Below are 15,085 nucleotides of genomic sequence, written 5' to 3'. Positions count from 1 at the left end.
TTTCTTTAAAACATTCTGCAAGATTTTTGCTAAATAAATATTCAGTTAGATTATTAAACATAGAGGGGTTTTACTCCTCTATGTTTAATATAAATTTGAATAGTACGTTTACGTTGGGAAGTACATAGTATCAAATAATTCAGTATAATGAAAATATTAAAATTTATTGATTGGTTAATAGGAGAATAATATGTTAGAAATTAAAAATATCAATATCTCATTTCAAAGAAATATATTCAATGATGCAAAAATTCAATTCTATGATTCTCATATACACGCTATTATTGGAAAAAGTGGATCAGGAAAAACAACATTTTTAAGAAGTATGGTCCAAGATTTTCCTCAATTACAAATGGAAATGGTTTATAATAATAAAATAATTAATCAAAAGGATGATTTTGTAAAAGAACATATCGCATATGTTGATCAGTTGGGTAGTTATTTTCCTAATATGTCTATAAAACAACATTTTTCTTTTTATGCACAGATGAAAGATGAAAAGATAGAAGAAAGTGAAATAGAAAGACTTTTAAATCAAGTGAATTTACACCATATCAATATCAAGAAATCTCCAAGTGTATTGTCCATTGGTGAAAGAAAGAGATTTTTGATTGCTTTAGCTTTGTATTGTGATAAGGACATTATCATTTTAGATGAACCAACAGCTTCTTTAGATAAAAAGAATATTATCCTTTTGAAAGAAGTATTATTATCATTAAAAAATAAGATGATTATTTTAACCACACATACACCAGAAATCTTAGAGATATGTGATGTCATCTATAAGATAGAAAATCAACAATTTGAAATTGAGAAACAAGAAAGACATGATCAAAATGATATGACTGATAAGGTAAAGAAATATCATTTTTCACCTATTAAATATTGTCAATATAAAACACCTATACAGTGGATACAGTTTGCAGGAATTATTATTATATCAATATTTATACTGATTCAATCAATGCCATTGACACAATCTTTTATGAATACCACAGAGGTAGATCCTTTGATTTTTAATCAATCATCAAAAGAAATGATTTTTATGAGAAATAGAAGTGGGCAATTAGATATAATATATGCACCAGCTTATGAGGATGAAATCATTCAACCAATGAATAAAGATGATTTGAATAAAATTCAAAATATGGATGGAGTTAGGAAAATAGAAACATTTAAAGTTTTAACGCTTTTTAATCCAAATAGTACAGATGAAGCTCAAAGTATGGAAGTTATTGATCAAGATGGGCATTCGAGTATCTATTCAGTTGAAGCAGATGGAAGTCGAGCACCGGCAATTTTCCCATATTATGAAGAAAATGATTTTAGTGATCATGATAATGGAGTTTATATAAGTGCTATGTTATCTGAGATATATAATATTCATGAGGGAGATACAATCAAAGCGAAGTTTTATATTCCTTATCAACAATATGTATTAGATACAAATCCATATAGAAAAATATCTTATGTATTAAAAGAACTGGAATTAAAGGTGGATAAGGTTTTAAACAATGATGAGAATTATCGTTCAGTTGCTACTGATTTTATGATTTATGTGCCTGATCATATGTTTCGTGATATGATAAACAGTGTCAATGAAAATGATGAAATGGTTCCTTCTTCTAGTGTTAATAGAGCAGCTGACCAAGTTGATGCACAACCTTATACAATGGATGAATATGTTATTTTTGTGGATGAAGATCAAGCGAAAGAGGTTTATGATGCTATATTAGAAATGGATAGCCATTATGATGCTTATTCTGTATATTTAAGTTACCTTGAAATTGATGAAATACAAAAAGATGCCTTTCAAACACAGCTTGTGAGTGTTGCAGGTATTTGTGGAATAGCACTGGCTGCTTTTATAGTGGTGCAATATTTTATGATGAAATCAAGAAAAGAAGAAATGAATTTGTTAAGAAGAAATGGAATCAATAAACAAAAAATTCATCAAGTGATTTTATTTGAAAATGGAGTTTATTTTGTTGTTGTGAGTGTGGTTGGATTGATATTGGCTTATTTCTATCAAAGTTATTTAGATGATTTTACAAATATGTTTGTATTTAATATTATTGTGTTGGTAATCAGTTTATTCTTATTGCTAGTGAATGTCATCGTATCTCAGTTCTTACTAAAAGATAAGAAACATTTCAAAAATAGAAAGTTATGAAAAGAGGTGGGATATGTTATCTTTAAAAAATATTAACTTAACTTTTGATAGGGAATTGATCAAGAATGGTGAGCTTTATGTGCCTAATGAACAATTGACAGTGCTTTTTGGTCCTAGTGGTTCTGGAAAAAGCAGTCTATTATATGATATGGCTTTTCTAACAAAACAGGTTCAAATGGATTACATCTTTGATGGTATTGATGTTCATACTTTATCTCAAGATGAAATTAAAGATATTCAAAAAAATCAAATAGCTTTTGTTTTTCAAAATATTCCATTGTTTGATAGTATGAATTTGATGGAAAATATTCGTTTTTTCTCTAGTTTGACACATGATGAGTTTGATGAAGATCAAGCAAGACAATATCTTACAGATTTAGAATTATATTTAGATGACCAGACACCTATTGAACATCTTTCTGGTGGAGAAAGACAACGCTTAGCTATCATTTGTGCTTTAATGAAAGATACACCTTATATATTTATGGATGAACCTACGGCTTATTTAGATGAGGATAATCGACAAGAGTTTTTAAAAATCATTGATTTATTAAAAAATCAATATCATAAAACGATATTGATTGCGACGCATGATGAACTGATAAAGGACGTTTGTGATTGTCTTTATGAAATTCGCAATCAAAGAATCTATTGTTTAAAAAAACAAGATGTTTTTGAAACAAAAGCAGTTCATCATATATCCAATACATTCCACCAATTATCCGTTTTCTTTCAATATCAATTTAAAAAAGAAAAATGGAAACATCGTATTTTTCAATTATTTCTTATCCTTATCTTATTTATAAGCACATTTATGGGAGTCTATTTTCAATGTTATCAAAACCAGTTAATGCAGACAGTTAAAGATTATGAAAGTTTACAATTGATTGTTGAAATGAATCATAATATCAGTTCTAGTCAGATAAGAGATATAGGGAATATGGAACATATTCAAAGAATAGAGAAAATTTTTCCACTTGTATCAGATAATAATTATTTAGTATGTCCTTATTTGGAATCTGATTTCTTTTATCGTGATATAGCTCAAACTTTTGATACTCCATCGTATACAGGTGTTTACATCAACTATGAAGTTTATAGAGATACGCAAAATCAATCTATTGAACTGTTGTTTGATCATCAAAAAATAGAAGTGAAACCACAATTTCAATTAGATAAGACTTTTGATGATTATTCATTGAATTTATCTCTAGCAAGAATTATTTATATACCTTATGATGATTATATGGAAATATATCGTGCACAAGGATTTGATAATAATCAAACATCATTTGCTTTAATCACAATAGATCAAAAGGAATCATATATTGAAGTTTTAGAAAAATTATCGAGTCAATATGATGATATAACTTTAGAAAGTCATCAAGAAATTTTAACGTTATTAGATGTTAAACAGATGGCAGATTATTTGAGTGGAACAATGATGATTATTCTCTTTATTATTGTTGTTGTATCAATTATTCTTTTAAAAATAAATGATTATTATCATATGAGATTTGCACAAGTTTTATTAGAAGCAAATGGTATAAAAGATCAAAACATTATAAAAGCACATATTCTTAAAGATGCCTCTTTATATATTTTGCCTATGTTCATCTCTTATATTATGTTGATTGGATGCTTTTGTGGGCTTGGTATGTTTCGAGTGGATATAGCTGTTTATTCATTAGTAATTCTTATTTTCAGTTCGTTATTGATATTTGTAGTATCTATGATTATATACATGATGATTAGAAAAATATTTACAACGACAAGAATCTTAAAATCAATATAAACATCTTTGAAAGAAGATGTTTTTTCTTTATAAAATGACTTTACATTTAAATGAAAGATGATATACTAAAAGTATAATAAATATTATTTTTCATATTTAAATTATTTTAATGATTTATGATGTGGGAAAGGGTGAAGAATATGAAAAAGATTTTCATAACATTTCTAGGTTTGTTTCTTGTATTAGGAATAAGTGGTTGTCAAAAAAGTCATGTAGATGTTGAAGATGTTGCGAAAAAAATTGTATATTTTTCACAGGATCTACTTCAAGCAGAAGGTAATGATATAGAGGAAATTCTTCAAAATGTCAATGATGAGTTTAAAAATCAAATGAAAGATAATATCATTAAAGATGTACAAATAAAGGTTTTGGGTAATGTGGAAAATGATTTAAAACCATATGATTTACCTATAACGATACAGTCAGTGGCTATAGAAGAAGGAGATAGTCAGATTGTGACAGTTAAGTTTGTAGATCAAAAACAAAAAGAAGGACAAACAGTTTTACAAATGCAGAATGATGGAAAACAAGTGACATATGTGGGGTATAGAAGATGAAGAAAATAGATGGGATATTGATAAAAATACAATGGCTTATTATTTTGATTGCTGGAATCTTTTTGTTGTTTCATGGACATAATCATGATTTTGTGATTGTGTTATGGGTACTTTCTGTTGTGTGTAATGCTTTTTGGTCAAGAGGATATCGTGTTGCGAATGTAGAATATTCATATCGACAGATTATTCAACGTTATCCCATCGCTTGGATGGTTTTAAGAATGTTGATTATCGTTAGTATATCTATTTTTGTTATAGGATATGTTATATAAAAACATCTCGATTAAGAGATGTTTTTATATAGCGATTTCTTTTAATTTTTGAATTAACATATCGGGTAAAGTTTCAATGTTTTCAATAAATAAACCATTTGGATATGTTTTGGTAATCAATGGAGCAGTTTGTATACCAATCCCTATAACATCAATATCTTGATCTTTTTTATATAAGCGGGTTAATTCATGAATATGTGCTACACCATGTGTATCGCCATCAGATAAGACAAAGACAAAGCCTTTGCGGTGTCTTTTGTAGGCAGCTAGTTTCTTTAAAATATATTCTAAAGCGATATCTTCATGTGTTCCACCGGATGTATGCATAGCATAAATACGATTCAGTAAATATCTTTTTTGGCAATCTTGAAAGGAAATAATTTCAGTGAGCTGAACCTGTGTTTTTCCAAGTGCTTTATGTGCAGAAATACAGAAGGGTATTTTTAATGTCTGTAAAACTCTTGCGAGTTCAAAGCATCCTTTCATTGTATTGATAATTTTGTCACCACTCATTGATTCACTTGTATCAACAAGAATAGAAACACATAAATCTTTCTTCTTTCCTTGTTTATGAGTCTTAAATACACGTCCATCTAAAGAAGCACGATAGAGATTTTGTTGATCTAATTGTCTTCCATATTCTAATTTATGCTTTGTCTGACTTTTTGAAGCATACATTCTTTCACGCTTAAATAGTCTTGCCAGTTTGTTACTTCTGATAATACTTTCATTTTGATTTCTTAAAGCAATAGTACCGTATTGAGTAGGTGTTGTTCTTTCTAAAGGTGATAAAACAATAGATTGTTCAATGGAAGAATGATAAGTTTGAGATTGAAAGCTTTTCTCCTGTTGTTTTCTTTGTTTTTCTTCACGTCTATGAATATCTTGTAGAATTTGATGTTTTTGTGTTTTTTCGGCTTCATTTTCAAGTGATTCAATACGTTGAAATTCTTCATCAGAAAGATTAAGCTGATATTTAGTTGGTGTTTGTTGAGGTGAATTTTGTGATTCACCTTTTTGAAATTGAATTGCAATTTCACTAGACATTTGAGAAAAAAGACTTTGAGAAATACCAGATATTTTAGAATCGTTTTGAATTGTATCGAATATTTCTTTGACAGTTTCATCCATAATGGGTTGACATAGATTGAGAATTTCTTTAGCTATTTCTAAACGTTCTTTTGTATGATTTGTCTGTAAACGCCCTTGAATTGCTAATTTTCTTATTTGGATAAAATTTTGTGAAAGATAGTGAGGTAAATAGATGATACTGTTATTTAACTGGAATCTGTATCCATAGGTACAGATGACCATGATTTCTTTAATGATTTTATCCATTAAGAAAGCTGTATCAGTCTGTTGATGTTTTTCTTTAAGAAAAGATGAAGTGATAGCTTGTCGGGCATACATGAGAGGATTCCAAGTTTCTGGAAAATCAATGCCTAAAGCATTTTCAACAGCACCTTCTTCAATAGCTTTTAAAACAAGTGGTAGATTGGTTTGAAAGACATAATTTGTAATGATGGATTTGAGTTCTCGATAAGACATCTGTTTGTTAAGAAAGTCTTTTGCGGCAGAATTAACTTGGGTTAAAGCTTGAGAAGCTTGAATGTAAGTTTGTGATAAGATTTGAAAATCACAATAGCGTAAACTTGCGAGTTCATGGAACAAAAGTCCTTCCATAAACATCTCATAACCTTGAGGGTGAAAGTGTTCAAGATAATGATAAGGAGCTTTTTCACCAAGAGTGATAGATGCTTGATGATTTTTGATTTGTGAATAACATTGATTGCTTTCATCAATAGTGAGATGAATAGGCATCTGAGCATAAAGAACTGTATCTTTTTTGAGTTTTTGTTTGATTTGTGATGATAACATAGAGATTATTCAACAAATTCATGAACAATGAGTGACATGACAGAAGCAGCAGGCCCATTTGTCGCAAGAATTTGACGAGCATCTTCTAAGTTTAAGATTTCATCATCTTCTTCAGCTAATTCTGAAATAATTGTGACCAGACTTGCACGAATCACATCACCATCTAAATCAACAGTTTTATTAGCCCAGTTCAACAATGTTCTTAAGTCAATTCTTTGTGTTGTTTCATTACCTTCATTCATAATAACATTATGGAAAGCATCAAGTAATGATGCCATTTTTGTTGCGGTTGTATCATCAATTCCTGTTTCTTTTACAATAATATGTGACATTTTGTCGATAGGTAATTGACTGATTTTTATTTTATTTTGAATACGTGATTTATGAGAAAGATTCATTTCATTTGTTCCTGCATAACCAATATTCATGCTTTCACCAAATCTAAAGAGTGGATGAGCATGAATGATTTCTCCATTGTCTAAAATCTTTTGCTTTGTACCATCTAAAACATCATTTAATGATGAAATAATGTCACTATCAACCATATTGATTTCATCAAAAATAAACATACCACCATATTTCATCATTAAACTTAAAGGACCATATTCAAAAACAGTTTCACCATTTCTTAAGACATATTTACCAAATAAAGTTGATTCATCAATAGAACGACTTCCGACCATTTTTAAACTTGGTAATCCTAATGCTCCAGCAACACAGAGTAATTTTGTTGTTTTACCAGTTCCAGAAGGACCATAATATAAACATGACCATGTTTTTCCTCTTTGAAAAGATTTAATTAAATCAAAGTCATTTTGATCTAAAAAATGACGATTTTGCATATACAAACGTTCATTATCTTTAATTGATTCTTGAAGAAATAATGGTAATTTCATTCTTTCTTGTGTTGAATAGAGAGGGGTTGCATCTAATATAGTATAGGATGAAGAAGATAATGACTGATAGATTTGTTGTTTTGATTGTAAATCTAATAATAAGTGTTGAGGGTCTTCTTGAAATAAAAAGATAGGGGTTAAAGATTGGGTATTAAATGTCATATGAAGATGGTTTAATAATTCTTCAACAGAATCATAATGTAAAGATAAAAAACAATCTTGAAGTTGAAGAATATCTTTTAATATTTGAATCAATCTTTTAGCAATGTTTAAAACGTATTTATAGTGATTTGCATCCCATTCATTAGCATGATGATGTTGGCTCATATCAATGTGACGCCAGTTTTCATAAATATCTTGAAATGTTTCTGTTTGGTATTGATTATATATGTAGTTGATTGCAACGAGTAATAAACGATATAAACTATCGCTTTTTTCATAGGCACTTGCTATAATGAAACGTTGATCTTGTAAAGAATATTCTAAATACGCTTCTTTTTGGTTATTGTGAATAATTTGAAATAATAATGAATGTTCATGAGTAAAAAGATAGACCTGATCATTGTTGTATTGACTATGTACAAGACCCATGATGGCTTTAGCAGTTTCGTATTCATAAGTATAGGTTGTTCCATCAATATAATCCAATGTCAGTTTTTCTCCATAAAGAATATGCTCGCTATGATAACCAGGGGAAATGGAATAAGGTTTATATTGTTTGAGTTCGTCAAGTATCATATTTTATCGGCTCCTTTTCTTGATACATATTATAACATGAATAGACTATATCACAAATCATCTGCTTATATAAATAAAAAAACGATCTGACGATCGCTTTATTTTCATATGGTGACCTGTACGGGATTCGAACCCGTGAATGCATGCGTGAAAGGCATGTGAGTTAACCGTTTCTCCAACAGGCCATAAAAATGGCGCTTGAAGTAGGACTCGAACCTACGACCGATCGGTTAACAGCCGATTGCTCTACCAACTGAGCTATTCAAGCGTATGGAGCGGGTGATGGGAATCGAACCCACGTAGTCAGCTTGGAAGGCTGAAGTTCTACCATTGAACTACACCCGCAAAAGAATGGTGCCCAGGGCCGGAGTCGAACCGGCACGGATTTTAAGGTCCGCAGGATTTTAAGTCCTGTGCGTCTACCAATTTCGCCACCTGGGCATATATGTTTATGAATGGTGACCCGCAGGCGACTCGAACGCCTGACCCTCTGATTAAAAGTCAGATGCTCTACCTACTGAGCTAGCGGGTCAAAAGAATGGTGGGGAGGGGCGGATTCGAACCACCGAACCGAAAGGAACTGAGTTACAGTCAGCCGCGTTTAGCCACTTCGCTACCTCCCCGTATATGGTGCCGGCTAAAGGACTTGAACCCTCAACCTACTGATTACAAGTCAGTTGCTCTACCAATTGAGCTAAGCCGGCAAATAAATGGTGGAGGTTAACGGGCTCGAACCGCTGACCCTCTGCTTGTAAGGCAGATGCTCTCCCAACTGAGCTAAACCTCCAACATGGCTGGGATAGCTGGATTCGAACCAGCGCAATGACAGAGTCAAAGTCTGTTGCCTTACCGCTTGGCTATATCCCAACAGTGCTTATTTAATATATCAATTTTTTGGAGTATAGTCAATATTTTTTAAGCGAAAATTTAATTTTTTTCATATTTCATTTATAAAAGGAAAAAAGATGAACCATTGGATTCATCTTAGTTTTCTAATAATTTTTCAATACTTACAAGTTTTACACATAAGACAAAGAGTTCTGTTGCCTGTTTTAATTCATCTAAAGGTGGATATGAAGGAGCAATTCTGATAATGGAATCATGGGGATCATGACCATAAGGGAAAGTTGCTCCAGCATTTGTTAAAATCACACCTGCTTCTTTACATTTTTGTACAATATTTTTAGCACAATCTTCTAGAGCTTCAAAAGTGATAAAATAACCACCTAATGGTTTTGTCCATTTCCCTATTTTTAAATCAGCTAACTCTCTATTAAAAATATCAATAACCATTTCGAACTTAGGTTTTAAAACATCTGCCTGTTTTTCCATATGTTGTGTTAAACTTTCAACATTATGAAAATATTGAGCATGTCTTAACTGATTCAATTTATCATGTCCAATTGACTGAATACTCATATGTTTTAAACTATCTTTTTTGTTGTTGAGTGAAGTAGCCATAGCAGCTACACCAGCACCTGGAAAAGTTACTTTAGATGTTGAGCAGAATTCAAAGACCATATCTGGATTTCCAGCATCTTTACAAGCCTTTAAAATATCTTTAACATGACTTTGTTTATCTGCATATAAATGATGAACAACATAAGCATTATCCCAAAAAATACGAAAATCTTTCGCAGCTGGTTTTAAATGAGCGAATCGATCAACGACTTTATCTGAATATGTAATACCAGAAGGATTGGAATATTGAGGAACACACCAGATTCCTTTCACTGTTTCATCTTCTTGAACATATTTTTCTACTAAGTCCATATCTGGTCCATTTTCATCCATTGGAATGGGAATCATTTCAAAACCAAAATGTTCTGTAATCGCAAAATGACGATCATAGCCAGGAACAGGACATAAAAATTTAATCTTGTCTAAACGACACCAAGGGGTATTTCCTAAATAACCATGAGTATAACCACGACTGATCTGATCAAACATAATTGTTAAACTGGAATTTCCATAGACAATAATATGTTCAGATGTCGTCATTAACATATTTGCAAAAAACTGTTTTGCTTCATTGATACCATCCAAAATACCATAATTACAATAATCTTTTTGATTTGAAAAATCATAATGACTATTAATAGTATCTAACATGGGCATAGAAAGTTGAATTTGTGAAAAGTCAGGTTTTCCACGTGCCATGTTTAATTGTAAATGTAAATCTTTCATTGCTTGATATTGTTTTAATAATTCTTGATGTAAAGTTTTTAATTCTTCTTGATTCATGTCTTGATATGCTTTCATTTTCTCTCCCTCACTTTGAAGTCATTGTATCTTTTCATTATATAAAATGCAATCTTTATTTGATGAAAATCTTTTATTCACTCATATGTAAACGATGTAAGATTACAACAAAGGTTGTTTGGTCTTTATGACTTGTCGCAAAGATTTCTCCATTATGAATTTGGATGATGTTTTTAGCAATCGCTAAACCTAGACCTGTTCCACCCGTTGATGAAGAACGTGAGGCATCACTACGATAAAATTTATCAAAAATATATGGTAAATCAGCACTATCAATAGGATTGCCATAATTCATAATCTTAATAGTTACTGTTTCATCATCATTCAAAACTTCAATTTTAATCTTTTTACCATCCTTACCATATTTTACAGCATTAGATAATAAATTATCAAAGACTCTTGCGATTAATTGTCCATCACCTTTAATAAAAAGGTTATTTTGACTTGTCTTGACTTCTGGAATGATATGATATTCTTGAAAAGTAGGATAAAATTCATCAACAATCTGTAAAACCAGCTCACTAATATTGATTGTTGTCATATGAATTTTCACATTCGCTTGATCTAGGCTAGTAAATTCAAATAAATCATCCATCATGCTTTGTAATCTTTTGGATTTTTCATAAGCCACACTAGAATATTTTTGAATTTCTTCTTTTGTCAGTTGCTGATTATTTTTAATCAGTTCCAGATAACCAACAATGGTTGTCAGTGGTGTTCTTAAATCGTGAGCAACATTTGTAATTAAATCATTTTTTTGTTTTTCAGCATTTCTTTCAGCATCATAAGCCATACGTTCATTTTCTTTAAGAATCTCACTTTCTTTTTCTTTATCACTTAAAGTCTTGGCTAAGGCATTGATATTAGCCGCTAGTAAACCAAGTTCATCATCGTATTTAATTGGTGCTTCAACTTCATAATCACCAGCTGTGACTCTTTGAATTGTTCCACTTAAAACATCAATGTATTTAAGTGTGATATTCATTAAATCTGAAAAGGTCACTAAAAAGATAAGTAATGAAATAAAGAAAGCCAGAATGTATAACCATTCATAAGATAAATGAAATATATTGGTATGTTGTAGGATAATCATTAATGCCAGATCACATAGAAAAGCAATAAAATAAGCAACAATAATATTGATAAATAAACGCCATCGAAAACTACTGATAAGTAATCGTTGAATCTTTTGAATCATAGTTCGAATTTATAACCTACGCCCCAGACAGTTTTAATGTGTCGAGGATTTCTTGGTTGCCTTTCTATTTTTTCTCTTAGTTTTCTAATATGGACCATAATTGTATTATTAGAATTATTTGATTTCATATGCCAGATTTTTTCAAAAATATCTTCAATAGAAAAGACTGTTCCCGGTTGACTAGCCAACAAGACAAGAATTTCATATTCAATTCTTGTAAGAGCTAAAGGTTTTCCATCCAGTGTTACTAATTTCTTTTGTGTATCAATAATTAAATCTGTTGCTTCAATCAAATGTGAAGAATGATTGATAGGCTTATTAAAAACTTGATAGCGACGAAGCTGTGATTTGACTCTGGCAACCAGTTCCATAGCATTAAATGGTTTACTGACATAATCATCGGCACCTGTCAATAGTCCTTCAATTTTATCAGTATCAGCAGTTTTGGCTGAAACAATAATAACAGGCACATTATATTTTTCACGAATCATTTTTAAAGCATGTATTCCGTCAATTTCAGGCATCATAATATCCAAAATAACAAGATCAATATGATACTCTAAAATATCATTCATCAAAGTGAAAGCATTATATCTTTTTTCCACTTGATATCCTTCTTGTGTTAAATAAATTTCAATTAAATCAGTAATTTCTTTTTCATCATCTACAACGAGTATATGAGGTGTATTCATGTCTTATCGCCTCCTAAACATATTATATAGAAATTTATAGAAACAACAATCTTTTTTCTAAAGAAAAAAATGTTTTAATGATACTGAACATTTCATTTTGTTTTTCATAAAATAAAATAAAAAAGTCAGAAAGTTTTAAGAAAATCATCAAAAAGCAAAAAAGATTGAAAGAAAGTTCCAATGAATTTCCATAATATTGAAAGCGGTATCAAAAATCAATACAATAGGCTCAAAAGGAAGAGGAGGAAAATAATATGACAGACAAATTAATGGAAGCTATTTTAAAAGTAGCAGAAAAATTGCAGACAAATCGTTATATGTCAGCGATTAGAAATGCTTTTACAGCGTTATTGCCAATTACGATTTGTGGAGCATTTAGCGTTTTATTTACAAGTGTTATTTGTACACCAAATGAACAGGGGATTAGTTTAGCTAACTTTGAGATATTTAGCTGGTTAGAAAACTTAAATCCAATGTTTGATGCTGCATATTATGCAACATTAAACTTCTTAACAATTGGTTTAGTTGTCTTGATTGCGATTGAACTAGGAAAACAATATGGAATGCAACAAGATATGACTTTACCATTGGTAGCATTATCTTGTTATATTACATTATGTGCCACAACAATGGTTGTGACAAATGATCAGGGAATTTCTTTTGATGTTGCTGATGTATTGGCAGTACAGTATACAAATGCACAAGGATTATTTATGGCAATGATTTCAAGTATCCTTTCTGGAGAAATATATATTAGACTAGTTAAAGGTGGAAAGATGAAGATTTCTTTACCAGAAACGGTACCAAGTAATGTTGCTAATGCATTTAATGTATTGATTCCGGGTGTTGTGACTATCTTTATTATTTCAGGTATTGGATTATTATTTAATGAAGTATTTGGATATTCATTCTATGATGCTATTGCAAAATGGATTCAAGCACCACTCACAGGTGTTTTAACTGGTTTGCCAGGTTATTTGTTATTGTTCTGGGTATCTACATTACTATGGGTTGTTGGTATTCATGGTACACAGACTTTAGGGGCTATCTATTCAGCACCAATGTTATTAGCTTTAACTGAAAATACCGATGCAGTTTTAAAAGGAATTGAACCTACAAATATTTTAAATACTGGATTTATTAGTTGTTTTACAATTATTACAGGTGCCGGGATTACTGGTGGTTTATTGATTGCTATCTTGTTATTCTCTAAACGAGATGATTATCGTACAATTGCAAAATTATCAATTGCTCCAGCAATCTTCAATATCAATGAAACAATGACATTTGGTTTACCAATTGTCTTAAACCCAATTTTAGCTATTCCATTTATGTTTGCTCCAGTGATTTCAGCAACATTTGCTTATTGGATGACAGTGATTGGATTTGCACAAGTGATTTCATTCCAAGTCCCTTGGACAACACCAGTAGGTATTATGGGATTTTTAGCAACCGGTGGACATATTGGTACAGCAATTACACAAATTATTTGTGTGGCTTTATCAGTTGTTATTTATACTCCATTTGTTTTGATTTCTAATAAACAGGCACAAATGGAAGAAAATCAAGCTTAAAAATAAAAATGAAAGGAAAAGGAAAAGACATGAGTAAAGTAGAATTAACAGAAACACAGAAAAATATTATTCAAATTCGTAAAAGAATGAATCGACGTTCTATTGAAGAAGAAAAATTCAATGGTTTTACAAAAAAGAAAATGTGGACATATTTATGGATTTTCCTTTTCACACCTTATGGGCTATATCGATTATTTGATGAAAATAATGAATTTTTATATCAACAAAAAATAGTATGGTTAATAGTTGGTATTGTTTATATTATTTGTATGATTAATCAATTCATTCATATATTTTAAATAGAAAGGGTAAAGAATATGAAATTAATTATTGAAGAAAATGAAGAAAAAATGAGCGAAAGCTGTATGCATATTGTCTTAGGTGCTATGATGCAAGATAAACGTGTCAATATTTCATTGACTTCTGGACGTTCACCAAGAAAAATGTATGAAATGATGATTCCTTATGTTAAAGATCAGGAGAAATTCAAAGATATTCAATATTATATTTTTGATGATGGACCTTATATAGGACAAGAACATGGTCCCATCTGGGAAGAAATGCATGAATTATTTTATACACCTGCCAATATTCCTGATTCTCAAATTCATTGTGTAACAGAAGATAACTGGGATACATATGATGAAGAAATTAGAAATGGTGGAGGTTTAGATGTGATGGTCATTGGTTTAGGATGGGATGGACATTTCTGTAGTAATTGTCCTCGCTGTACACCAATGGATAGTTATACTTATAAGATTTTACGTGACGATCAAGTTGCAGTCAATGAAACATATCGACCTCGTGACAATATCCCTTATGTTTATACAATGGGACCAAAGAGTTTAATGCGTGTTAAACATCTTGTGATGATTGTTAATGGTAAAGAAAAGGCCGAAATCTTAAAACAAGTTTTAGATTCACCAATTACTGATGAATTACCATCAACAATTTTAAAATTACATCCAAACTTTACGATTATTGCTGATAAGGATGCTGCATCATTATTAAATCCAGAAGATTATAAAAGATATTAATAAAGGAGAAAAA

At 30.6% G+C, this 15,085-nt stretch carries 12 protein-coding genes and 9 tRNA genes; 7 read left to right on the top strand and 14 right to left on the bottom strand.

The features are described 5' to 3' along the window. Positions 1-190 precede the first annotated feature (190 nt). From ACGHJ8_RS12870 to ACGHJ8_RS12855, 4 genes are all read left to right on the top strand, one after another. Positions 191-2,173 carry an ATP-binding cassette domain-containing protein gene (locus ACGHJ8_RS12870; RefSeq protein ID WP_390540780.1) on the top strand — a complete coding sequence of 661 codons (1,983 nt, stop codon included), beginning with the start codon at positions 191-193 and terminating at the stop codon, positions 2,171-2,173. A gap of 13 nt (positions 2,174-2,186) precedes the next feature. Beyond that, a complete protein-coding gene (locus tag ACGHJ8_RS12865; protein ID WP_390540778.1) occupies positions 2,187-3,968 on the top strand; it encodes an ATP-binding cassette domain-containing protein in 1,782 nt (593 codons plus the stop codon). 140 nt (positions 3,969-4,108) lie between these two features. After that, on the top strand, positions 4,109-4,525 hold the full coding sequence (locus tag ACGHJ8_RS12860) for a hypothetical protein (protein WP_390540777.1): 417 nt from the start codon (positions 4,109-4,111) through the stop codon (positions 4,523-4,525). Continuing rightward, positions 4,522-4,797, top strand: coding sequence for a hypothetical protein (locus tag ACGHJ8_RS12855; protein ID WP_390540775.1), 276 nt, complete (start codon positions 4,522-4,524; stop codon positions 4,795-4,797). The genes ACGHJ8_RS12860 and ACGHJ8_RS12855 overlap by 4 nt, the downstream gene beginning before the upstream one ends. A gap of 24 nt (positions 4,798-4,821) precedes the next feature. On the opposite strand, the gene ACGHJ8_RS12850 is transcribed toward ACGHJ8_RS12855, so the two are convergent. The 14 genes from ACGHJ8_RS12850 to ACGHJ8_RS12785 form a co-directional block, all read right to left on the bottom strand. After that, the gene (locus ACGHJ8_RS12850; RefSeq protein WP_390540773.1) at positions 4,822-6,675 is read right to left on the bottom strand and encodes a VWA domain-containing protein; all 1,854 of its coding nucleotides are present in this window, start codon (positions 6,673-6,675) and stop codon (positions 4,822-4,824) included. A gap of 5 nt (positions 6,676-6,680) precedes the next feature. Continuing rightward, positions 6,681-8,309 carry an AAA family ATPase gene (locus ACGHJ8_RS12845; protein ID WP_390540771.1) on the bottom strand — a complete coding sequence of 543 codons (1,629 nt, stop codon included), beginning with the start codon at positions 8,307-8,309 and terminating at the stop codon, positions 6,681-6,683. Between the two features lie 109 nt (positions 8,310-8,418). Further along, positions 8,419-8,494, bottom strand: a tRNA-Glu gene (locus tag ACGHJ8_RS12840). A gap of 7 nt (positions 8,495-8,501) precedes the next feature. Continuing rightward, positions 8,502-8,577, bottom strand: a tRNA-Asn gene (locus ACGHJ8_RS12835). Between the two features lie 3 nt (positions 8,578-8,580). Further along, a tRNA-Gly gene (locus tag ACGHJ8_RS12830) sits at positions 8,581-8,654 on the bottom strand. Between the two features lie 7 nt (positions 8,655-8,661). After that, positions 8,662-8,750, bottom strand: a tRNA-Leu gene (locus tag ACGHJ8_RS12825). Positions 8,751-8,765: 15 nt separating this feature from the next. Continuing rightward, positions 8,766-8,841 (bottom strand) — tRNA-Lys (locus ACGHJ8_RS12820). Between the two features lie 7 nt (positions 8,842-8,848). Further along, positions 8,849-8,932: transfer RNA gene (locus tag ACGHJ8_RS12815), tRNA-Tyr, on the bottom strand. A 5-nt stretch (positions 8,933-8,937) separates the two neighbouring features. Next, positions 8,938-9,013, bottom strand: a tRNA-Thr gene (locus ACGHJ8_RS12810). A 7-nt stretch (positions 9,014-9,020) separates the two neighbouring features. Continuing rightward, positions 9,021-9,096 (bottom strand) — tRNA-Val (locus tag ACGHJ8_RS12805). A gap of 4 nt (positions 9,097-9,100) precedes the next feature. After that, a tRNA-Gln gene (locus tag ACGHJ8_RS12800) sits at positions 9,101-9,176 on the bottom strand. Positions 9,177-9,293: 117 nt separating this feature from the next. Continuing rightward, positions 9,294-10,571: an aminotransferase gene (locus ACGHJ8_RS12795; RefSeq protein WP_390540769.1), complete on the bottom strand. Its 1,278-nt coding sequence runs from the start codon at positions 10,569-10,571 to the stop codon at positions 9,294-9,296. Positions 10,572-10,644: 73 nt separating this feature from the next. Next, on the bottom strand, positions 10,645-11,769 hold the full coding sequence (locus ACGHJ8_RS12790; RefSeq protein ID WP_390540766.1) for a sensor histidine kinase: 1,125 nt from the start codon (positions 11,767-11,769) through the stop codon (positions 10,645-10,647). After that, a complete protein-coding gene (locus ACGHJ8_RS12785) occupies positions 11,766-12,461 on the bottom strand; it encodes a response regulator transcription factor (protein ID WP_390540764.1) in 696 nt (231 codons plus the stop codon). Before ACGHJ8_RS12785 ends, ACGHJ8_RS12790 begins: the two co-directional genes overlap by 4 nt. Before the next feature lie 254 nt (positions 12,462-12,715). On the opposite strand from ACGHJ8_RS12785, the gene ACGHJ8_RS12780 reads away from it, so the two are divergent. The 3 genes from ACGHJ8_RS12780 to ACGHJ8_RS12770 are packed head-to-tail and all read left to right on the top strand — an operon-like array spanning position 12,716 to position 15,072. Then, positions 12,716-14,035 (top strand): PTS sugar transporter subunit IIC, encoded by a 1,320-nt coding sequence (locus ACGHJ8_RS12780; RefSeq protein WP_087359381.1) that lies wholly within the window; start codon positions 12,716-12,718, stop codon positions 14,033-14,035. A 29-nt stretch (positions 14,036-14,064) separates the two neighbouring features. Further along, a complete protein-coding gene (locus tag ACGHJ8_RS12775) occupies positions 14,065-14,334 on the top strand; it encodes a hypothetical protein (protein WP_143746965.1) in 270 nt (89 codons plus the stop codon). An 18-nt stretch (positions 14,335-14,352) separates the two neighbouring features. Beyond that, positions 14,353-15,072 carry a glucosamine-6-phosphate deaminase gene (locus ACGHJ8_RS12770; RefSeq protein WP_087359385.1) on the top strand — a complete coding sequence of 240 codons (720 nt, stop codon included), beginning with the start codon at positions 14,353-14,355 and terminating at the stop codon, positions 15,070-15,072. The last annotated feature ends 13 nt before the right edge of the window (positions 15,073-15,085 follow it).

It is taken from the genome of Massiliimicrobium timonense (assembly GCF_042850985.1).
In the GTDB taxonomy this organism is placed as follows: domain Bacteria; phylum Bacillota_I; class Bacilli_A; order Erysipelotrichales; family Coprobacillaceae; genus Allocoprobacillus.
This window is presented reverse-complemented; position numbering and strand designations above follow the sequence as displayed.

Bases quoted from the DNA above. Each gene is read 5' to 3' on its own strand.
- ACGHJ8_RS12870 (WP_390540780.1), top strand. From the start codon at position 191: ATGTTAGAAATTAAAAATATCAATATCTCATTTCAAAGAAATATATTC.
- ACGHJ8_RS12865 (WP_390540778.1), top strand. From the start codon at position 2,187: ATGTTATCTTTAAAAAATATTAACTTAACTTTTGATAGGGAATTGATC.
- ACGHJ8_RS12860 (WP_390540777.1), top strand. From the start codon at position 4,109: ATGAAAAAGATTTTCATAACATTTCTAGGTTTGTTTCTTGTATTAGGA.
- ACGHJ8_RS12855 (WP_390540775.1), top strand. From the start codon at position 4,522: ATGAAGAAAATAGATGGGATATTGATAAAAATACAATGGCTTATTATT.
- ACGHJ8_RS12850 (WP_390540773.1), bottom strand. From the start codon at position 6,675: ATGTTATCATCACAAATCAAACAAAAACTCAAAAAAGATACAGTTCTT.
- ACGHJ8_RS12845 (WP_390540771.1), bottom strand. From the start codon at position 8,309: ATGATACTTGACGAACTCAAACAATATAAACCTTATTCCATTTCCCCT.
- ACGHJ8_RS12795 (WP_390540769.1), bottom strand. From the start codon at position 10,571: ATGAAAGCATATCAAGACATGAATCAAGAAGAATTAAAAACTTTACAT.
- ACGHJ8_RS12790 (WP_390540766.1), bottom strand. From the start codon at position 11,769: ATGATTCAAAAGATTCAACGATTACTTATCAGTAGTTTTCGATGGCGT.
- ACGHJ8_RS12785 (WP_390540764.1), bottom strand. From the start codon at position 12,461: ATGAATACACCTCATATACTCGTTGTAGATGATGAAAAAGAAATTACT.
- ACGHJ8_RS12780 (WP_087359381.1), top strand. From the start codon at position 12,716: ATGACAGACAAATTAATGGAAGCTATTTTAAAAGTAGCAGAAAAATTG.
- ACGHJ8_RS12775 (WP_143746965.1), top strand. From the start codon at position 14,065: ATGAGTAAAGTAGAATTAACAGAAACACAGAAAAATATTATTCAAATT.
- ACGHJ8_RS12770 (WP_087359385.1), top strand. From the start codon at position 14,353: ATGAAATTAATTATTGAAGAAAATGAAGAAAAAATGAGCGAAAGCTGT.